Below are 19,671 nucleotides of genomic sequence, written 5' to 3'. Positions count from 1 at the left end.
TCGCTCACGGCCCCCGATACTCGCGCGCGACCATGCTGGCCGTCCTCGCCACGACTTTCCCCTTCTTCGCCCTCGTGCTGTGCGGCTGGCTGGCCGCCGAGCGCGGGCCGCTGCCCGACAGCGCCATCCCGGGCCTGAACGGTTTCGTGCTGTTCTTTGCGCTGCCCTGTCTGCTGTTCCGCTTCGGGCGCGACACGCCGGTGCTGGAGCTGCTGAACCCGGCGCTGCTGGGCGTCTACCTGGCGGCGGCCTTGCTGATCGTCTTCTTCACGGTGGCCGTCACGCTATCGCCGCGCGTGGGCATGAAGGACGCCGCCCTCGGTGCGCTGGTGGCGGCTTTCCCGAATACCGGCTTCATGGGCGTGCCGCTCATCGTTGCGCTGCTGGGCAGTGCGGCGGGCGGCGTCGTCATCAGCACCATCCTGGCGGACCTGTTCGTGACCAGCTCGGTCTGTATCGCGCTGGCCCAGGCCGGCACCAACCTGCGCGCCGAGCGGGCGGCCTTTGTGCAGGCGCTGAAGGCGGCCGCGTCCAACCCGCTGCCCTGGGCCATCGCCGTGGGTGCGACCGTAGGCGCCTTGGGCGTGCAGCTACCGGGGCCGCTGGACAAGACCATCGCCATGCTGGCCGATGCGGCCTCGCCGGTGGCCTTGTTCACCATCGGCGCCGTGCTGAGCCGCTCGGGCCGCGCCAACCGGGCGGCGGGGCGCGTCACGCCGCTGTCTCTGTACCTACCGGTCGCGGCGATCAAGCTGCTGCTGCATCCGGCGCTGGTGTTCGCGCTGGCGGCCGCCGCGCGCTGGCTGGGCGCGCCGCTGTCGCAGGGCCAGCTCATCGCGCTGACCCTGGCCGCCGCCTTGCCCAGCGCCAGCAATGTGTCGCTGCTGGCCGAGCGCTACGGCGCGGACAACGGCCGCATCGCGCGGATCATCCTGGCGTCGACGGCGCTGGCCTTCCTGACCTTCAGCGGCTTGGCGGCGATCCTGATCTCGGCAGGCTGATGACGACACGCAGCCCGCCGCCCTCGCGGTTGCCCAGCGCGATTCGGCCGTCATGCGCTTCGGCGATCTCGCGGGCCAGCGCCAGGCCCAGGCCGGTGCCGCCTTGCGATCCAGGTTCGGAGCGCTTGGTCGAATAGAACGGCAGCAGCGCCTGTGCCAGCACCGCCTCGCTCATGCCGGGGCCGCGGTCCAGGACTTCGATGCGCAGCTCGGCGCCCACCAGCGCCAGCCGCAGCGCGATGTCGTCCGGGTCGCTGCCCGACTCGTGCGCGTTCTTGATCAGGTTCAACAGCGCCTGCTCCACCTGCGCCGCGTCGAACCAGCCCGGCTCGCTCGGCACGTCGCCGTCGAGGTTGAATTCGCCCAGCGTCGCCAGCCGGTTCAGGAAGGGCGCCCATTCCACCGCCTCCCGTCGCGGCGCGGGCAGCTTGGCAAAGCTTGCATAGCCGCTCAGGAAACCATGCAGATGCGCCGCCCGCTCGCCGATGCTGGCCAGCACCTGCGGCAGCCGCTCGGTGTCGCCGCGCCGGGCCAGCTCGGCGCCGCTGTGCGCGAGGGACGAGATCGGTGCCAGCGAGTTGTTCAGCTCGTGGCTCAGCACGCGGATGACGCGCTTCCACGTCGCCACTTCGGCGCGCGACAGCTCCCGCGTCATGCGCCGCAGCAGCCGCAGACGATGCGGCCGGCCCTGCAGGCGGAAGCTGCGCGTGCTGTGGTGGAAGGTTTCTTCGGAGCCGTCGGGCAGCGTCACTGTGAAGAGCCGGTCACCGTCGCTGGCGAGGGCTTCGCGGAGCGTCTCGGGCAGGGTGGCGATGATGGTGGGGAAGTCCAGCCCGACCAGGCTGCGGCCATCGCCCAGCAGCTGGCGCGCGGCCAGGTTGGCAATGGCGATGCGTTCACTCGCGGCGGTCAGCACCAGCGCGACCGGCGTGTTCTGCACGACGGTGTCCAGCAGCAGCTCCCGCTGGGCCAGGTGCTGGCGCTGCTCGCGCAGGGCCAGGCCCATGTCGGCGTGCAGGCGGGTCAACGCCCCCAGCTCGCGCGGGCCGTCGGGCGCCAGGTTGAGGCTGAAGTCGCCGTCGCGGTAGCTCAGCACGGCACCTTCCAAGGCGCGCGTCAGGCGCAGCAGCGGGGCCAGCCACAGCGCCGCCAGCCAGGTGAGCAGCGGCAGCATCACCAGGATGGCGACGGCGAGCGCGGTGCCGTCTTCGAACCCGATACGGCGCACGCCCAGGATGACCAGCGGCGGCACGGTCGCCGACACCGCGAGTGCCAGCAGCGCGCGAGTGCGCAGAGAAATCGTCAAGGCGCGATCCCGTAACGCTCCAGCCGCCGGTACAGCGCCTGGCGCGACAGGCCCAGCTGCGTGGCCGCACGGCTGACGATGCCGCCCGCCGCGTCCAGCGCGGCCATGACGGCCTCGCGGCTGGGCTCGTCGAGGTTGCGATACGCGCCACCGTTGCTTGCCGACTCTTCCACGCCGAGCAACCCCGGCGTGATCTCGCCACCGCCACACAGCAGCGCCGCGCGCTCGACGGCGTTCTTCAGCTCGCGCACATTGCCCGGCCAGCGGTGTGCCAGCAGCGCCTCGCGCGCGGCCTCACCCAGTCGCGCGCGGCCGGCCAGGAAGTGCTCGGCCAGCGGCAGCACGTCATCGCGCCGCTCGGCCAGCGGTGGCAGCTTCAGCTCGATGAGGTTGAGCCGGTAGAACAAGTCTTCGCGGAAGGCGCCTGACTTCACCATAGCGCGCAAGTCGGCGTTGGTGGCCGACAGCACACGCACGCGGGTCTGGCGCGTCTTGCTGCTGCCCAGGCGCTCGAACTGGCCGGTCTCCAGCACGCGCAGCAGCTTCACCTGGCCGGCCAGCGGCAGGTTGCCAATCTCGTCCAGGAACAGCGTGCCGCCGTCCGCCGCCTCGAAGCGGCCCACGCGCGCCTTGGCTGCCCCGGTGTAGGCGCCGCTGTCGCTGCCGAACAGCTCGGCCTCGATCAGGTCGGCCGGCAGCGCGCCGCAGTTCAGCGCGACGAAGGCGCCGTCCCTGGCCGCCGAGTTGGCGTGCACAAAGGCGGCGATGCGCTCCTTGCCCGCGCCGTTGGGCCCGGTGATCAGCACCGGCACGGGCGCGGCGGCAATCTGGCCGGCCAGCTCCAGCAGATTGGCCGTCGCGTCCGAGCCGAACACGACACCGGCCAGGTCGTAGCGCCGCGCCAGCGCCGCACGCCGCTCGCGACGGGCCTCGCGCAACTGCGCGATCTCGCGGTTGGCTTCACCCAGCTCCAGCAGGTTCTCCACGGTGGCCACCAGCTTGGCGTCGTCCCAGGGCTTGGCGAGGTAGTCCGCCGCGCCGGCCTTGACCAGCGCCACGGCGGCGTCCAGCCGCGTCCAGGCGGTCAGCAGGATGATGGGCAGGTCGGGCAGCCTGGCGCGGATGGCGCGGAACAGCGTCTCGCCCTCCTCGCCCGAGGTCGTGTCGGCCGTGAAGTTCATGTCCTGGATGACCAGCCCGAACGGCCGCGTCTCCAGCAGCGCCAGACCGGCCTCGGGGCTGGCGGCGACGCTGGCCTCGATGTCGTGCAGGGACAGCAGCAGTTCCAGCGCCTGGCACACGCCGGGGTGGTCGTCGATGATCAGTACGCGTCGCAGGGTCACTTGGGTTCCAGCCAGATGCAGGCCGCAGTCTCACGGAGATGCCTGGCGCGAGGATAGCGGCGGGTCGCGCTCACTTCGGCCGCACGCGCAGCACCCGGCCGTCGGCGCTGTCGGTCAGCAGGTAGAGCGCACCGTCCGGGCCGGCGCGCACGTCGCGCAGGCGTTCGCCCAGCTCCTGGAACAGCACTTCCTGCACGCCCGCTGCACCGCCCGACATCGGCACGCGGCGCACGCTGCGCTCCTTCAGCGTCGCGACGAACAGGCTGCCGCGCCAGGCGGGGAACAGCGCGCCGTCGTACCAGGCCAGGCCGGCGGGAGCCACCGAGGGCGTCCATTCCAGCAGCGGCGGCTCGACACCCGGCAGGCTGCGGTAGGGCGTGATGCGGGCGTAGGTGTAGTCGATGCCGCCGGTGGTGATGGGCCAGCCGTAGTTCGCCCCGGGTGAGATGCGGTTGAGTTCGTCGCCGCCGCGCGAGCCATGTTCGTGCGCGTAGAGCTCGCCGCCCACCGTCACCAGGCCCTGCGGGTTGCGATGGCCCCGGCTGTAGATCTCGGGCCGCGCGCCGGCGGTGGCGACGAAGGGGTTGTCGCGCGGCACGCTGCCGTCGGCGTTGATGCGCAGCAGCTTGCCCAGGTGGGTGTGCAGGCGCTGCGCGTCGGTGCGCTCCAGATTGCCGTCGCCCATGCCCAGCACCAGCGTGCCGTCGGGCAGCCAGGCCAGGCGGCCGCCGAAATGCTGGCTGGCCTGCTTGGCCGGCTGCGAGGTGAAGACCGGTGTCACGTCGAGCAGCCGCGTGCCGTCGAACCGGGCGCGCACCACGCGCAGGTGATTCGCCGCCAGCGTGCCGTGGGCGAAGGACAGGTAGAGCAGCCTGTTCTCGACAAACTGCGGGTGCAGCAACACATCGAAGAGCCCCGCCTGGCCTTGCGCCATCACATGCGGCACGCCTTGCACGGGCGCGCTGCGCAGGGCCGGCTGGCCGTTGGCACCGGGCTCGATGACGCGCAGACGCCCCGGCCGTTCGGTGACCAGCAGGCGCCCGTCGGGCAGGAAGGCCAGCGACCAGGGGTGGACTAGGCCGGCGGCCACCGTGGCCACGCGATAGCCGGCGGCCTGCGCCGCGCCCGCGCTGAACACGGCCGCCAGCAGGGCCATCAGTGCATGTCGCATCATGCGGGCAGTATGAAACATCGACACGGCGCATGAGTTCTCCAAGTCTTTCGATGGCCGCAGGCAACGCCGGTCCACGGCACTGGCCCCGGGTCCTGCTGGCGCTGGCGGCGGGCTGGCTGCTGGCTGCCGCATGGGGTTCGGTCGTGCAGACGCAGTTCAACCTGCAGGCTTTGGTGGCGCTCGGCGTGCCCGTGCCGCCGGGCGTGCGTGCGCTCACCACGCTGCAAGACCTGGCCGGCTTTGCCCCTGTCTACGCTGGCATCCTGGCCGCTGGCTGGCTGCCGGCGCTGGGTCTGGCGGCGTGGCTGGCCCAGCGATGGCCGTCGGCGCGCACCGCCTTGTTCACCGCCGCTGCCGGCGCGGGGATGGTGGCTGCGGTGCGGGCGGTGGATGCGCTCGCGCCCATGCCGGTGTTCATCGATGCGACGCGCGGCTGGCCCGGCCTGCTGAGCATGGCTGCAGGCGCCGCGCTGGGCGGCTGGCTCGCGGCCCGGCTTTCCGCGCGGCTCTAGGGCATGGACTCCCTCTCCCAGCTCGCACTCGGGGCCGCCGTCGGCGTGGCCGTCATGGGCCGGCGCACCGCCGTGTGGAAGGCGGCTTTGTGGGGTGGCGTGGCCGGCACGCTGCCTGACCTGGACGTGCTGATCGAGCACGGCGATCCGATCCGCAACATGGTGCTGCACCGCGCCGAGACGCATGCGCTGTTCTGGCTGACGCTGTTCTCGCTGCCGCTGGCAGCCGCCATTGCACGGCTGCATGGCGAGTGGCCGCAGTGGCGGCGCTGGTGGCTGGCGATGTGGTTGGCGCTGGTGACGCACCCGCTGCTGGACACGATGACGGTCTATGGCACCCAGCTGGCGCTGCCGTTCAGTGATCGGCCGTTCGGGGTCGGCAGCGTCTTCATCATCGACCCGCTGTACACCTTGCCGCTGCTCGCCGGCGCCGGCTGGGCGCTGGCGTCGCGCGGCAGCACGCGCGGCCTGAAGGCCAACGCCGCCGGGCTGTTGATCAGCACCGCCTACCTGGCCTGGGGCTTGGCGGCGCAAGCGCATGTGGAGCGCTTGGCTCGCGACTCGCTGGCCGCGCAGGGCATCAACGCCGAGCAAGTGCTGGTGACACCCACGGCTTTCAACAGCGTGCTGTGGCGCGTGGTCGCCCTGGCCGGCCCGCACTATCACGAGGGCTTCTATTCACTCTTCGATGCCGAGCCGAGGATCACGTTCGACCGCTTCGAGCGCGGCGCGGCGCTGAGCGACGCGCTGCAAGACATTGAAGGCGTGCAGCGCATCACTGCCTTCAGCAAGGGGTTCTACAAGCTGCACGCCGACGACACCCGGCTGTTCGTCACCGACCTGCGCATGGGCCAGGAGCCGAGCTACATCTTCACGTTCGCGGTCGCCGAACAAGGCACCTCAGCCAGGCCGCTGACGCCGCCGGAGCAGCTCGGCGCCAGGCTGGACCTGCGCCGTGGCCTGCCGTGGCTGTGGCGGCGCCTGTGGGGCGAGCCGCTGCCCCCGCCGCGGTGAGCCCATGCCTGGCGCAGTGCTAGTCTGGCCGCCATGAGCGAGCAAAAGATCGAGCTTTACGACGGGCCAGCGGGCGGCTGGGGCGAGTTGAAGGGTGTGGCCGAGCATTCCAACGAGCTCGCGGGGTTGAGCGCGTATGAGTGACTATCCCGAGAGCCGCCATCAGGACTTCGCCGAAGTGCTGGGCCACATCCAGCAAACGCGGCAGCGCGTGTTTGCGCAGGCCAACACCGCCTTGATCGACCTCTACTGGCGCATCGGGCGGACCTTGAGCCACAAGATGGCCCAGGGCGGCTGGGGCAAGGGCGTGGTGGCCGAGCTGGCCCGCTACATCGCGCATGCCGATCCGACGATCAAAGGCTTCAGCGACAAGAACCTCTGGCGCATGAAGCAGTTCTACGAGGCCTACCAAGGCGATGAAGAACTCGCGCCGCTGGTGAGAGAACTGCCGTGGACGCACAACACCACCATCTTCTCGCGCTGCAAATCGCCCGAAGAGCGGCGCTTCTACCTGACCTTGTGCCGTCAAGAAAAGTACACCTCGCGCCAACTGGAGCGGCAGATCGATGCCGCCAGCTTCGAGCGCGCCACGCTGAGCCCGCCAAAACTCTCGGCAGCGCTGAGAGTTTTGCAGCCTGCGGCGGGCGAGGTGTTCAAAGACCGCTACGTCCTCGAATTCCTGGGCCTGCCCGAGCCGCACAGCGAGAGTGGTCTGAAGCGGGCGCTGGTGCAGCACATGAAGGCCGTCGTGCTGGAGCTTGGCAAGGATTTCCTGTTCGTGGGCGAAGAATTCCGCCTGCAAGTGGGCAGCCAGGATTTCTTCATCGATCTGCTGTTCTTCCACCGGGGCTTGTCGGCCCTGGTGGCCTTCGAGCTGAAGGTGGGGCCCTTCAAGCCCGAGCACATGGGCCAGCTCAATTTCTATCTTGAGGCGCTGGACCGCGACGTGAAGAAGCCCCACGAGAACCCCAGCATCGGCGTGCTGCTATGCCGTGACAAGGATGACGAAGTGGTGGAGTACGCCATGTCACGCAACCTGTCGCCCGCGCTGGTGGCGCAGTACCAGTTGCAACTGCCCGACAAGCAATTGATTGCTGCGAGACTGCATGAGCTACTGGCGACGCACGAGGTTGCGGGCGATGAGTGAGGGGAAGGAGTTTGTGCCCGCCATGAGCGAGCAAAAGATCGAGCTGTACGACGGCCCCGCCGGTGGTTGGGGCGCGTTGAAGAGCGTCGCCAAGCATCTCAACGAGCAGGGTGTGGCCGTGAAGGGCGCCAAGACCCTGCTGCACGCCAACCAGACCGACGGCTTCGACTGCCCCGGCTGCGCCTGGCCGGACCGCGATCACCGCTCCACCTTCGAGTTCTGCGAGAACGGCGCCAAGGCCGTGGCGGCCGAGGCGACGGCGCGGCGTGCGACGCCGGAAGTGATCGGTGCGCGCACGCTGACCGAATGGGCCGAAGCGTCGGACTACGAACTGGAAGCCACCGGCCGCCTCACCGAGCCCATGGTCTATGACGCCCAGACCGACCGTTATCAGCGCACCACCTGGGGCGCCGCCTTCGCGCTGATCGCCCGCGAACTGCAGGCGCTGCCGGACCCGAACGAGGCCATCTTCTACACCTCCGGCCGCACCAGCAACGAGGCCGCCTTCCTGTACCAGCTGTTCGTGCGCGAGTACGGCACCAACAACTTCCCCGACTGCTCCAACATGTGCCACGAGCCCAGCGGCTCGGCGATGAAGCCGACCCTCGGCGTCGGCAAGGGCACGGTCACGCTGGACGATTTCGAGCAGGCGGACTGCATCCTCGTCTTCGGCCAGAACCCCGGCACCAACCACCCGCGCATGCTGGGCGAACTGCGCGCAGCGCGCAAACGCGGGGCGCGCATCGTCAGCTTCAACCCCTTGCGCGAGCGGGGCCTGGAGCGCTTTGCCGACCCGCAGAACGCGCTGGAGATGGCCACGCTGGGCGACTCGCCGATCAGCAGCCACTACTTCCAGCTCAAGGTGGGCGGGGACTTCGCGCTGCTCAAGGGGATGTGCAAGCGCGTCGTCGAACTGGGTGTGCTGGACACCCACTTCATCGCCGCTCACACGACGGGCTTTGAGGCTTTCGTCACCGAACTGCGCGAGCAGCCCTGGGAGCCATTGGTCGAAGCGTCCGGCCTGACCCGCGCGCAGATCGAGCAGGCTGCCGACATCTACGGCAGCAGCGAGCGCGTCATCGCCTGCTGGGGCATGGGCATCACGCAGCACCGGCATTCGGTGGCGACCATCCAGATGATCGTCAACCTGCTGCTGCTGCGCGGCAACCTGGGCCGGCCAGGCGCGGGCGCCTGCCCGGTGCGCGGCCACAGCAATGTGCAGGGCGACCGGACGATGGGCATCTACGAGAAGCCGGCCGCTGCCTTCCTCGACAGGCTCGGCGAAGTCTTCGGCTTCGAGCCGCCGCGCGAGCCGGGGGTCGACACGGTGGGCGCCATCGAAGCGATGCTCGACGGCCGCGGCAAGGTCTTCATCGCGATGGGCGGCAACTTCGCGGCGGCAACACCTGACACCGCCGCCACCTGGCGCGCGCTGCGGCAGTGCGAGCTGACCGTGCACATCACGACCAAGTTCAACCGCAGCCATGTCGTGCACGGCCGCCAGGCGCTGGTGCTGCCGGTTCTGGGGCGCACCGAGATCGACGTGCAGGCGACCGGGCCGCAGGGCGTCACGGTGGAGGACTCGATGAGCATGGTGCACCTGTCCGCCGGCATGAATGCGCCGGCCAGCGAGCACCTGCTGTCCGAGCCCATGCTGGTTGCGCGCATGGCGGCGGCCACGCTGACCCACAGCCGCACGCCGTGGCTGCGGCTTGCGGGCGACTACGCCGCCATCCGCGACAAGATCGAAGCCGTGCTGCCCGACTTCGCCGGCTTCAACGAGAAGATCAAGGCGCCAGGCGGCTTCCGCCTGCGCAACACGGCGAGCGAGCGTCAATGGGCCACGGCGAGCGGCAAGGCCGAGTTCAGCACGCACGCGCTGCCCACCGACCTCGCTGTCGAGCGCGCCGCCGACCGCCACCGTGACGTGCGCGTCTTCACGCTGACGACGCTGCGCTCGCACGACCAATACAACACCACCATCTACGGCCTGGACGACCGCTACCGTGGCGTGCTGGGCCACCGCCGCGTCGTCTTCATCCATGCCGACGACATCCGTGATCTCGGCATGAAGGCCGGCGACTGGGTCGACATCACCAGCCTCTACATCGGCGAGGCCAACGACGACGTGCAGCAACGCCGGGCCGAGCGCTTCCTGCTGGTGGCCTACGACATCCCACGCGGCTGCCTGGCCAGCTACTACCCCGAGACCAACCCGCTGGTGCCGCTGGAGAGCTTCTCCGTTGGCGCGCGCACGCCGACGTCCAAGTCCATCCCGGTGGTGTTGACCCCGCATGCACGAGCAACTGCTGCAGGCCCTGCATGAGCTGGCCCCTGGCGGCGAGCCGGTGGCGCTGACCCGGTTGGCCAAGCGGCTGGACCAGCGCGTCAGCGTGCTGCTGCGCGAGCTGACCGCGCTCAGCGACGCGAGCCTCGGCGGTGTGCCAGGGCCGGGCCTGGTGCGTCTTGCATGTGACGACGCCGGCCGCTGGACCGCCGCTATCCTCGCGCCGCCCCACAACGGAGACCCGCCTTGAACGCTGCCGTGCTGACCAATGCGCTGCTCGCCGTCCTCGCCGTCGTCATGGCGGGCCTGGGCCTGTCGCTGACTTGGGACGACTTCCGCCGCCTGCGCGAGCACCCGCGCGCCGCCGTGCTGGCGCTGACCCTGCAGGTCGTCGTGCTGCCGCTGGCCTGCGTCGGCGTCATTGCGTTGTTCAAGCTGCCGCCGCTCTACGCCGTCGGCCTGATGCTGCTGGCCGCGTCGCCGGGCGGCATCACGGCCAATCTCTTCAGCCACCTGTTCGGCGGCCATGTGGCGATGAACCTGTCGCTGACGGCGCTGAACACGCTGCTGTCGCTGGTCACGCTGCCGCTGATCGCCAACTGGGCCATCGCGCATTACGCCGGCGGGGGTCAGGTCGTGCCGCTGCCGTGGCAGAAGCTGGCGGAGGTCATCGGCGTCATCGCGCTGCCGGTGCTGGCCGGCATGGCGGTGCGCCGCGCGCGGCCCGACATCGCGGCGCGGCTGGACAAGCCGGTGAAGGCGCTGTCCGCCGTGTTGCTGCTGGTGCTGACCGTCGCGGCCATCGCCAAGGAGCGCGAGGCGCTGCTCGGCGCGGCCGGCGAGCTGGGCGGCGCGGTGCTGGTGTTCAACCTGCTGAGCCTGGGCGCTGGCTATGGCCTGGGCCGGCTGGTGCGGCTGCCGCGCCCGCTGTGCATCGCCATCGGCTTCGAGGTAGGCATCCACAACTCGACGCTGGCGCTCTACCTCGCCCTGGGCGTGCTGCAGCAGTTCCCGGTCGCGCTGCCGGCAGCGCTGTACTCGGTCAGCATGTACCTGACGGGGCTGCTGTTCGGGATGTGGCTGCGCCGATCCAGGTGACACACTGCCGGACATGAAGCTTCTCGGCCGCCTCCCCTCCATCAACGTCCGCAAGGTCCTGTGGACCGCCGCGCAACTGGGCCTTGACCTGGAGCGCGAGGACTGGGGCCCGGGCTTTCGTTCGCCCAAGGAGCCGGAGTACCTGGCGCTGAACCCCAACGGCCTGATCCCCGTGCTCATCGACGGCGACTTCGTGCTGTGGGAGAGCAACACCATCTGCCGCTACCTCGCCAGCAAATGCAACGCGACGACGCTGCTGCCCACCGAGGCGCGGGCGCGTGCCAAGGTCGAGCAGTGGATGGACTGGCAGGCCGGCGAGCTGAACAACTCGTGGCGCGTGCCCTTCATGGCCTTGCTGCGCGGCGTGCCTGCCACGCCCGAGGCCATTGAAGCCGGTGTGGCGAACTGGAACCGCCACATGGGCATCCTGGACGCTCAGCTCGCCAGGACCGGCGCCTACGTGACCGGCGACGACTTCACGCTGGCCGACGTGGTGCTGGGCCTGTCCGCCCAGCGCTGGAAGAACGCGCCCATCGCGCGGACCGAGCTGCCGGCGGTGGAGGCCTGGGTGCAGCGGTTGAGCACGCGGCCGGGGTTTGCGGAGTTCGTGGGCAACGGCATGGCTTGAGCCGTGTCGCTCAGGGCGGTTTGTTTGCGCGGGCGCGGTCGATGATCTGCTGTGCGACGGTCTGCGCGGCGGCCAACTGTTGGGGCGTGGGCTCGGCCTTGAACTGGATGGCGCGTTGCGCGATCCACTGCCTGACCAAGGCAGCGCCGCCATTGCCGTGCATTTCACCGAGAGCGACGAGGTAGGCGAGTCGCTCCTCGTCACTCAGACCCCAGGCGGTGCCACGCGCGAGTACGCCTACCAGGCTCCCCGGTTGCCCCGCGTTCGCGTCGCGGCGCATCGCGTCGGCCACTTCCTGGCGCAGCCCAGGGGCAAGGTCATCGGGGCTGACCAATTCCGCAAAGCCAGTTGCCGCGTGCGGCACCCCGCCCCGGATCGCCCGCAGCGCCAGTTCCTGCAGCATCGCCCGGTGCCGGGCGGTGACGGTCTGGCACAGGCGCCCTTCGGCGTCGGCTTCCAACATCAACTGGGCCAGCATTTCCTGCGGGATGCGTTCGCCGCGCAAACCTTCGTAGCTTTGGCGTTTCTCTTCGTTCGAAGCGCATTGCCGCAGCCACTCCACGGCCTCCCAGGCGGCGGCCGCGTCATTCCCGGCCTGGGCGCGTTCGATGTGCGGGCCGTAGCCTTCGGAGCCGATGCGCGGCTTCGCTGCAACAGGGGCGGTGATCGGGTGCGGTGCCGCAGGCGGGGCCACGGCACTCGCTGCGCTGGTTTCGGCCAGGCGTGCCAAGGCACTTGGAGGCCGGTTCAGCGGCAGCGCCGCCGCCGTCGGCCCGGGGGGCGCTGCCGGCCGCCTTTCGGCGGGCGCGCGCATCGCGTAGATCCAGCCAGCCACGACGGCCAGCCCGATGAGGAAGGCCAAGGCCCAGCGCTTGGCGCTCATGAGCAGGCGGGCGGCGGCGCGCAGCCAGCCGGTCCATGCGAGCGCTTCAGAGCGGCCGCCCCGAGCGCAGCGCGCGTTCCTTCTGCTCGGCGCGTTCCTTCTGCTGCTGGTTCTCTTTCGCGGCAACGGCGCTCGCCATCTGGATGACGTACTTGCAGCGGAACACGCGGTAGTTGCATTCCCCCCGCACGATGAAGTCCTTCACGTTCCAGGTGATGTGATGGAAGTCGGCGCTGCAGGGCCCGATGTCGCCGGTCAGGAAATTGAGGCAGGTCGAGCCGGTGGGCTTGGTCACGGTGGGCTTGACGCCGAACTTCTTGGTCAAGGCCTCCACCGCGATGGCATCGGCCTGGTAGTTGGACTCGAAATGAATGCCGGTGACCAGCCAGTTGTTGATGTCCAGGCGCAAGCTGGGGTTGGGCAGGTCGAGCGAGTTCGACTGTCCGATGGACCCGAGCCATGAAGGGGAGTCGGCTGCCGAGAAATACACCGTCGCTGTCGGCACATGCTCGTCGGATCGACCGAGCTTCTGCTTGCAGGTCACGGGCACGAACTTGGGCCGCTGCACCACCCGCCCCATTGGCATCGGGCACTCCATCATCCTGAGTGGCGCGCCCAGCGGGATGCCGAAGACGGAGAGCAGGTCCTTCTCGCGCTCGGCGATGGCTTGGGCGCCTTTCTCGACGCCCAACCGTATGGCCGTCTCCAGGCGCTCGATGTCGCGCTCGCCGAGTACGCCCGTCGCCTCATCGCCCGCCGCCTCCTGCAACTTGCTCAGCACATAGGGGTAGTCGGCGCACAACATCGTGTTGGGACCCGACGGCATGTGCAGCCGTTGCACGCCCCAGTTGCCCAGCACCCGGCTCAGGGTCAGGTTGGCGCGGTACTTGGCGGCCACCGCCGGTGAGGTGAAGTTCAGCTTGCGGGCGTCGGAAAACTCCTTCATCGTCTGCAGGCAACTGCGCGGCCAGGACGCCGGCTTGTCCTTGGGCTCGGGCAATTGCGCAACCACCTGCGCCCAGGCCTCGGCGGACTCCGGCACGTTCTGCGCATGGGCCAGCGGCATCGACAGGCCATTGATCAGGCCAAGCGCAAGCAAGGGCCAGATCGCACGCTTGCCGGATTGGATGACTTGTTGCACTCGCATCGCGTTCTCTCCGTGTTCAGGTGAAAGATCCGTCTGTTGCTATCGCCCGGCAAGCCGCCAACCATCGGCGCTTGGGCGCCAGCATGCGTGGCGCGGGTCGGCGATGCGGAAGTGTCTCAGGCCTTGGCGGCCACCAGGCTCAACACCGTCGCCACCACCAGCTCCGGCTCGCTGAACTGCGGGAAGTGCCCGCTCCTCTCGGCCAGCACCTGGCGCCCGAGCGGCGACAGCGCCACCAGCCCGCGCTGGTGCGCGGCGCGGGCTTGCAGCAGCGCGGGCCTGGTGGCCCATGCCATGGCCGGCTGGGTGCCGGTCACCACGCGCAGCGGCACCGGAGGGAAGGGCGGCGCTGCGGCCAGCTCAGCGGCCGAGCGCGCGGTGTGCTCGGTCTCGTGCCAGCGCTGCGGCGGCACCAGGCGGCGTATCAGCCAGGCCAGGCCCTTCTGCACCGCGTTCTCGTGGGCCTTCAGCGAGGTCAGGTCCTCGGGCGCCGTGGCCTCCAGCAGCACGACGCCGGCCACCTCGGCCGGATGCAGCCGCGCGAACAGGTGGGCCACCAGCCCGCCGAAGGAATGGCCCACCAGCACATAGGGCGGCGCCACCTTCAGCACGGCCAGCAGCCGCCGCAGTCCGGCCACCATGGCGGCGGCCGTCTGGTCGTCGGCGGGCCTGGCGCTGCGGCCGATGCCGGGGCGGTTGTAGGCCAGCGTCGTCGTCCGCGCGGCAATGCCGCCGAACACTCGCGTCCAGCCCGCCAGCGGCCCGCCCGAGCCGTTGATCAGCACGACCGCCGGCCCGCCCTGGCCGGCCAGCAGCAGCTCGACGGCGCGGCCGTCCACGTCGACGACACGGGAGGCGGGCAGTGGGCTCATGACAGATGGCGGGCCGTGGTGGGCCCGCCATTCTGGTGGCGTCAGGTAACCGTTCCGTTAGTCACTCGGTGCCCTTGCGGGCCGAGCGCCGGGCCGTCCCAAGCCGGCCCGGCTGGCGATGTGCACGCGGCTGGATGCCGCGTGCATCGCCGTCCCCTTGGGGGACCGGCCGGTCAGCCCGCGTTCAGCGGGGCGTGACCGGACGAGGGGCTTCATCAACCCAGCCTGACCGGCACAAAGATCTGCTGCCCATCCCGCGCCACCAGCAGCGCCACCTGCTTCGGGCTGTTCTTCAGCGCGTCGCGCACCTGCTCGATGTCCTGCACCGGCTTGCCGTTCAGCGCCAGCAGCACGTCGCCGGGCTGCACGCCGGCCAGCTGCGCCGGGCCGGTCACGCGCTCGATCAGCAGGCCATGGTCCAGCCCCGAGCCGCGCAGCTCCTGGCGTTCCAGCGGGCGCAGCGCCAGGCCCAGCGAGCCGCCCTGCGGCGTGGCGGCGGCCTCCTGCACGTCCTTGTCGGCCCGGCCCAGCGCCACGGTTTCGGCAACACGCTTCTTGTCGCGCCACAGCTCCAGCTTCAGCTTGTCGCCCGGCCGCGCCAGGCCCACACGGCTGGACACGTCGCCCGCCACCCGCACCGGCTCGCCGTCCACGCCGGTGATCACGTCGCCCGCCTTCAGGCCCGCCTTGGCGGCGGCGCTGCCCGGCTGCACGCTGGACACCAGCGCACCGTCCGGCGCCTCCAGCCCGAAGGACGCGGCCAGCGGCGCGGACAGGTCCTGCAGCGTCACGCCCAGCCGCGCGTGCTCCACCTTGCCGTGGGCGACCAGCTGGTCCTTGATCTTCAGCGCCACGTCGATGGGAATGGAGAACGCCAGGCCCTGGAAGCCGCCGCTCTGCGAATAGATCTGCGCGTTCACGCCCACGACGCGGCCCGACGCGTCAAACAGCGGGCCACCCGAGTTGCCGGGGTTCACGGCCGCGTCCGTCTGGATGAAGGGCACCACGCTCTCGCCCGGCAGCGAGCGGCCCTTGGCGCTGACGATGCCCTGCGTCGCCGTCTGCTCAAAGCCGTAGGGTGCGCCGATGGCCAGCACGTAGTCGCCCACCTGCACCTGTTTGGCATCGCCCAGCTGCACCGTGGGCAGGTTCTTGGCGTCCAGCTTCAGCACGGCGATGTCGGTCGCCGGGTCGCTGCCCAGCACCTGGGCCGCGAACTCGCGCCGGTCGCTGAGCTTGACCGTCACCTGCTTGGCGTCGCGCACCACGTGGGCATTGGTCAGCACGATGCCGTCGCTGCTGATGATGAAGCCCGAGCCCTGGCCACGGAAGGGCTGGGCACCTTGTTGCGGCATGCGCATGCCCGGCACGCCGCGGAAGAAGCGGAAGAACGGGTCGTCCTGCATGCCCGGCCCGTCGGCGTCGGCCGAGGCGCCCGCCTTGTGCAGGCCGGCCACGGTGATGCCCACGACGGCCGGGCCCTGCGTCTGCACGATGGCGCGGTAGTTGGGCACCTGGGCGGCGGGCAGTGCGACCGCCGGTGCGGGGGCGGCGGCGGGGGCGGCCAGCGCGACGGCGGCCGGTGCGGCCGGCGCAGCGCTGGCGGGTGTGGCATCGCTGGTGGCGGGCGCGGTGACGGGTTCCTTGGCCTTCAGCAGGCCGGGCAGCGTCCAGCCCGAAGCCGTGGTGGTCAGCGTCACGCCGGCTGCCAGCAGCGCAGCGGCCGTGGCGGTCAGCGTCATCTTGGCGGTCTGGGTCATGGGGAACTCTCCTCTAGGGCGGGCTGCGGCGCAGCCGATGTGGCGCACTCTAGGGAGGGTGGGTGAAGGCAGGGTGAGGGGAAGGTGAGGCGGAGGTTAGGGCGGGCTGGGCGTTGCGGGCGGCGACCGCAAGCCGCTGGCGAACGTCAGTTTTCACTCAGTGGCAGCTGCGGGCGGGCTGGCATCATCCGGGCCTCACGGCCGCGGTTTTCGCGCGGCGAGAACTTGTAACGGCGCGCCGCTTTTGCCGGAAATTTAATGACCGTCTCGCCCGTCAGTTTTTCGAGAAATCTTCGATGAATCAACTGCTTGCGATCGACAACCCAGGATGTTCTAGGGCGCAGCGATCTTGCCTAAGAGGCGTTGGCTGTCGCCACAGAACACGTTCAAGCGCAAGTCATGCCACAAGGTGAGCCGGCGCAGAAGCCGAGAGAGTTGGCGGTGCTGGAGGAACTCGCGCGTGTTGCGACCGTTGAGGCTCTGCGAGACTTTGAGCCGGTCCCCGAGAATTGGCGCCGGGAACTCGCGCTGGGCACGCTCTTCGACGGCGACGACCGGGTGTTTGAGCTTTATGTGCCTGGGGCGCGCCCGGCCGACGCAGTCGTCATCAGTTCAGCTCGTGTGAATCGCAAGACGAAGCATGTCGAAGTGACGATCACCAATTTAGCGAGAAAGGGGAGTCGATGAAGCCGTCTGCCACATGGTCCACATGGGCGATTGCGCTTGAACCTGTCGCTGCAGCGGACGGCTTCGCCGCCCGCTGACCTTTGACGTTATGCGTCAGTACCCGCACGCTAAGCTCATTCGCTGGGACGCTTCAGTCGTCGTGGCGACCTGGGCACTGCTTGCCGTTGCAGGCGCCGCCGCTGTGCTCGTCAGGTTGGTCGTACCGGAGGCTATGCAATGGGCAATGCTGGCGCTCTATGTCGGGCTCGGCTTTGGAACGTTGCACGTGGTAATTGCGTTCATTCATAAGTGTCCGGTATGCGGGAAGCGCCCAATGGTCGAGGGCTTCACGCCGGTCCACCCTGACTCGGTTTCCCAGTCAAAGTTGAAAGGCTGGGCCGGAGTGGCTTGGAACGTGCATCGCAACCGTCGTTTCGTTTGCATCCATTGCGGAACTCCATTCACATGCAATCAGTGACGCATAACCATTCATTGCAGCCGACCTGCGCCAGCTTCGCTGGCTGGTCGGCTGAACTCGCACGTTGACGCTGTGCAATAACCCAACGACATGCGGTAAATCCGACTGTTACTGACGCAGGCGAGTCGGCACGATCGCAGTCATCACGCTGCAGCCGGATGACGCTCATGCCACGCTACAAGCTCGTAGATCGCAGTCCCCGCTTTCTGCCCGTTGTGCTGGCCGAGCAGATTCAACCCGGCACCTTCGAGTTCGCGCTGGATCATCTGGTCGACCATGAGCTGGACCTGAGCGCGCTGGATGCCAAGTTCAGCAACGATGAAGTCGGCGCCAGTGCCTACGACCCCCGCGTGATGCTCAAGATCGTGCTGCTGGCGTACAGCCGAGGCCTGGTCTCCAGCCGCAGCATCGAGCATGCCTGCCTGCACCATGTGCAGTTCATCGCCATCAGCGGCGACAGCCAGCCCAGCTACACCCACATCGCCAAGTTCGTGCGCGAGTTGAAGGAGCAGATCCAGCCGCTGTTCACCCAGGTGCTGCTCACCTGCGACCGCATGGGCTTGATCGGGCGGCAGATGTTCGCCATCGACGGGGTCAAGCTGCCCAGCAACGCCAGCAAGGAGCGCAGCGGCACGCATGAGGAGCTCAAGCACCGGGCGCGCAGGCTGGACAAGGCGGCCGACAAGATCCTGGAACTCCATCAGGCGCAGGACGCTGGCGGCGACAGCGCGCAAGCGCTGGACGCCAAGCGCCAGGCTCGTGTCGATGAACTGCGCCGTGAAGCCCAGGCGACGCGCGACTTCGTGGCCCGCAACGAGCCACGGCGCAACGACAAGGGCCAGGAGCTCAAGAGCAACGTGACCGACCCCGACAGCGCCAAGATGGCCACGGGCAAAGGCGTGATGCAGGGCTACGCCGCGCAGGCGGCGGTGGACAGCCAGAACCAGATCATCGTGGCCGCCGAGGTGACGGGCTCGGGCTCCGAACAGCACATGCTGCTGCCCATGATCGAAGCGACGGCCGCGGTGCGTGCGCCCGACACCTTGATCACCGCAGACGCCGGCTACCACTCCAACGACAACGTCCAAGCCTTGCGCGAGGCCGCCATCCCGGCCCTTGTGGCCGACAACGCGATGCGCCAGCGCGACGAGCGTTTCGCAGAGCAGGCCAAGCACAAGGCGAAGGGCGAAGTGCTCGCCGACAAGCGAGCGCGAGGTGAAAGTCCCAATCCGAAGGTCAAGGGCTTCTTCGGCACAAGCGACTTCGTCTTCCACGGCGACAACACCTGCACATGCCCGGCGGGCTGCACGCTGCGAAGCAGTGGCGCGCTGTACAAGGTGGGGCAGTACCTGCGGCAGGACTTCAAGGCCAGCGCCAGCGATTGCACGGGCTGCGCGCAGCGCGCTCAATGCATCCGCAAGCCAGACGCCGCGCGCAGAACAGTGGCGCTGCACACCCGGATGCCTGACGATCCTCAAGACCCGCTGCACCGCATGCGCCAAGCCATCGACAGCCCCCGGGGTCGCCGACTCTACAGCCAGCGCATCGCCACCGTCGAGCCGGTGTTCGCCAACCTGCGCCACAACAAGCGGCTGAGCCGCTTCACGCTGCGCGGCAAGGACAAGGTCGGCACGCAGTGGCGGCTGTTCTGCCTGGTGCACAACATCGAGAAAATCGCCAACAGAGGGCAACGATCATGAGGAATGGGAAAGGCGCTCAACGAGAGCAAGGCTCAGAAGCGCAACGCAGGTCATTCACAATGACCAATCCAATCGGGCCGGCGGCTCGACGCATCAAACGATGAAGAATTCCTCAGCATCCACGGTGATCAGCCGCTGCGGGCATCGCAGAAATCGGGTTATTGCCCAGCCTCGTTAGACCTCATGGAACAGCACATCGAGCTGCGTGTCGACCTTGGCGGTGTGGAACCCGTGCACGCCGAACCTATCGGAGGACGCTATCGCCTTACGCATTCGCCCGGGCTTGTGTATGGCGTCGCCGCTGGAGATGAGATCGAAGTTCTCGAGGGTGGCGAATTTCGAGTAGTCAGTCGAGGCGGAAACCTGGTGATTCGTGTCCTCACAGCCGATGGCGTATCGTCTTTTGCAGAGCAGTTGGAAGCTCAAGTGCGAGACGCCATTGGCGGCCGCCTGGACGGAAGGGACACGAATCTGCTGGTCTTCACAGTTCCGGTGAAAACAGGATTTCCAAAGGTCGAGAGGCTCTTCGAAACTCTGCGGGAGAATCGCACAGGCATCCATTGGGAGTTTGGAAACGTGTATGACTCGGACGGCCATGAGCTGGGGTGGTGGAATGAGGTCTAACAGGTTGTTCAACACGGACGTCCAGCGGCGG

General features: G+C 68.9%; 18 protein-coding genes. 11 read left to right on the top strand and 7 right to left on the bottom strand.

Annotated elements, in window-relative coordinates:
• Positions 1-32: 32 nt before the first annotated feature.
• Positions 33-1,001 carry an AEC family transporter gene (locus ACG00Y_RS12825; protein ID WP_394479341.1) on the top strand — a complete coding sequence of 323 codons (969 nt, stop codon included), beginning with the start codon at positions 33-35 and terminating at the stop codon, positions 999-1,001.
• Here ACG00Y_RS12825 and ACG00Y_RS12820 read toward each other — a convergent pair.
• From ACG00Y_RS12820 to ACG00Y_RS12810, 3 genes are all read right to left on the bottom strand, one after another.
• Positions 964-2,307 (bottom strand): sensor histidine kinase, encoded by a 1,344-nt coding sequence (locus tag ACG00Y_RS12820; protein WP_394479340.1) that lies wholly within the window; start codon positions 2,305-2,307, stop codon positions 964-966. The genes ACG00Y_RS12825 and ACG00Y_RS12820 overlap by 38 nt on opposite strands.
• Positions 2,304-3,650 carry a sigma-54-dependent transcriptional regulator gene (locus ACG00Y_RS12815; protein ID WP_394479339.1) on the bottom strand — a complete coding sequence of 449 codons (1,347 nt, stop codon included), beginning with the start codon at positions 3,648-3,650 and terminating at the stop codon, positions 2,304-2,306. The genes ACG00Y_RS12820 and ACG00Y_RS12815 overlap by 4 nt, the downstream gene beginning before the upstream one ends.
• Before the next feature lie 70 nt (positions 3,651-3,720).
• Positions 3,721-4,821: a PQQ-dependent sugar dehydrogenase gene (locus ACG00Y_RS12810; RefSeq protein ID WP_394479337.1), complete on the bottom strand. Its 1,101-nt coding sequence runs from the start codon at positions 4,819-4,821 to the stop codon at positions 3,721-3,723.
• Between the two features lie 53 nt (positions 4,822-4,874).
• Between ACG00Y_RS12810 and ACG00Y_RS12805 the strand changes: the two genes are divergently transcribed.
• The 7 genes from ACG00Y_RS12805 to ACG00Y_RS12775 all read left to right on the top strand — a co-directional run bounded on the left by ACG00Y_RS12805 (position 4,875) and on the right by ACG00Y_RS12775 (position 11,510).
• The gene (locus ACG00Y_RS12805; RefSeq protein ID WP_394479336.1) at positions 4,875-5,336 is read left to right on the top strand and encodes a hypothetical protein; all 462 of its coding nucleotides are present in this window, start codon (positions 4,875-4,877) and stop codon (positions 5,334-5,336) included.
• 3 nt (positions 5,337-5,339) lie between these two features.
• Positions 5,340-6,350 carry a metal-dependent hydrolase gene (locus tag ACG00Y_RS12800; protein ID WP_394479334.1) on the top strand — a complete coding sequence of 337 codons (1,011 nt, stop codon included), beginning with the start codon at positions 5,340-5,342 and terminating at the stop codon, positions 6,348-6,350.
• Positions 6,351-6,486: 136 nt separating this feature from the next.
• Positions 6,487-7,497, top strand: a complete 1,011-nt coding sequence (locus tag ACG00Y_RS12795) for a PDDEXK nuclease domain-containing protein (protein WP_394479333.1) — start codon at positions 6,487-6,489, stop codon at positions 7,495-7,497.
• A gap of 22 nt (positions 7,498-7,519) precedes the next feature.
• Positions 7,520-9,823 carry an FdhF/YdeP family oxidoreductase gene (locus tag ACG00Y_RS12790; RefSeq protein WP_394479331.1) on the top strand — a complete coding sequence of 768 codons (2,304 nt, stop codon included), beginning with the start codon at positions 7,520-7,522 and terminating at the stop codon, positions 9,821-9,823.
• The gene (locus tag ACG00Y_RS12785; protein WP_394479329.1) at positions 9,792-10,034 is read left to right on the top strand and encodes a hypothetical protein; all 243 of its coding nucleotides are present in this window, start codon (positions 9,792-9,794) and stop codon (positions 10,032-10,034) included. Before ACG00Y_RS12790 ends, ACG00Y_RS12785 begins: the two co-directional genes overlap by 32 nt.
• Positions 10,031-10,882: a bile acid:sodium symporter family protein gene (locus tag ACG00Y_RS12780; protein ID WP_394479327.1), complete on the top strand. Its 852-nt coding sequence runs from the start codon at positions 10,031-10,033 to the stop codon at positions 10,880-10,882. Before ACG00Y_RS12785 ends, ACG00Y_RS12780 begins: the two co-directional genes overlap by 4 nt.
• A gap of 13 nt (positions 10,883-10,895) precedes the next feature.
• A complete protein-coding gene (locus ACG00Y_RS12775; protein WP_394479325.1) occupies positions 10,896-11,510 on the top strand; it encodes a glutathione S-transferase family protein in 615 nt (204 codons plus the stop codon).
• Positions 11,511-11,520: 10 nt separating this feature from the next.
• Here ACG00Y_RS12775 and ACG00Y_RS12770 read toward each other — a convergent pair whose 3' ends face one another.
• The 4 genes from ACG00Y_RS12770 to ACG00Y_RS12755 form a co-directional block, all read right to left on the bottom strand.
• Entirely contained in the window at positions 11,521-12,393 is an 873-nt protein-coding gene (locus tag ACG00Y_RS12770) for a hypothetical protein (protein ID WP_394479323.1), read from the bottom strand.
• 46 nt (positions 12,394-12,439) lie between these two features.
• Positions 12,440-13,540: a hypothetical protein gene (locus tag ACG00Y_RS12765; RefSeq protein ID WP_394479321.1), complete on the bottom strand. Its 1,101-nt coding sequence runs from the start codon at positions 13,538-13,540 to the stop codon at positions 12,440-12,442.
• A 116-nt stretch (positions 13,541-13,656) separates the two neighbouring features.
• Positions 13,657-14,412 carry an alpha/beta fold hydrolase gene (locus ACG00Y_RS12760; protein ID WP_394479319.1) on the bottom strand — a complete coding sequence of 252 codons (756 nt, stop codon included), beginning with the start codon at positions 14,410-14,412 and terminating at the stop codon, positions 13,657-13,659.
• Between the two features lie 215 nt (positions 14,413-14,627).
• A complete protein-coding gene (locus ACG00Y_RS12755) occupies positions 14,628-16,172 on the bottom strand; it encodes a Do family serine endopeptidase (RefSeq protein WP_394479317.1) in 1,545 nt (514 codons plus the stop codon).
• 399 nt (positions 16,173-16,571) lie between these two features.
• Between ACG00Y_RS12755 and ACG00Y_RS12750 the strand changes: the two genes are divergently transcribed.
• The 3 genes from ACG00Y_RS12750 (at position 16,572) to ACG00Y_RS12740 (ending at position 19,640) form a co-directional block, all read left to right on the top strand.
• Complete coding sequence (locus tag ACG00Y_RS12750; RefSeq protein WP_394479316.1) at positions 16,572-16,859, top strand: hypothetical protein; 288 nt, start codon at positions 16,572-16,574, stop codon at positions 16,857-16,859.
• A 624-nt stretch (positions 16,860-17,483) separates the two neighbouring features.
• Positions 17,484-19,016, top strand: coding sequence for an IS1182 family transposase (locus ACG00Y_RS12745; protein WP_394479314.1), 1,533 nt, complete (start codon positions 17,484-17,486; stop codon positions 19,014-19,016).
• Positions 19,017-19,199: 183 nt separating this feature from the next.
• Positions 19,200-19,640: a DUF4265 domain-containing protein gene (locus tag ACG00Y_RS12740; protein WP_394479312.1), complete on the top strand. Its 441-nt coding sequence runs from the start codon at positions 19,200-19,202 to the stop codon at positions 19,638-19,640.
• Positions 19,641-19,671: the final 31 nt, after the last annotated feature.

It is taken from the genome of Pelomonas parva, assembly GCF_043555835.1.
Classification (GTDB): Bacteria; Pseudomonadota; Gammaproteobacteria; order Burkholderiales; family Burkholderiaceae_C; genus Pelomonas; species Pelomonas parva.
Note: the sequence above shows the minus strand (reverse complement) of the source record. Positions and strands in the feature narration are given on the sequence as shown.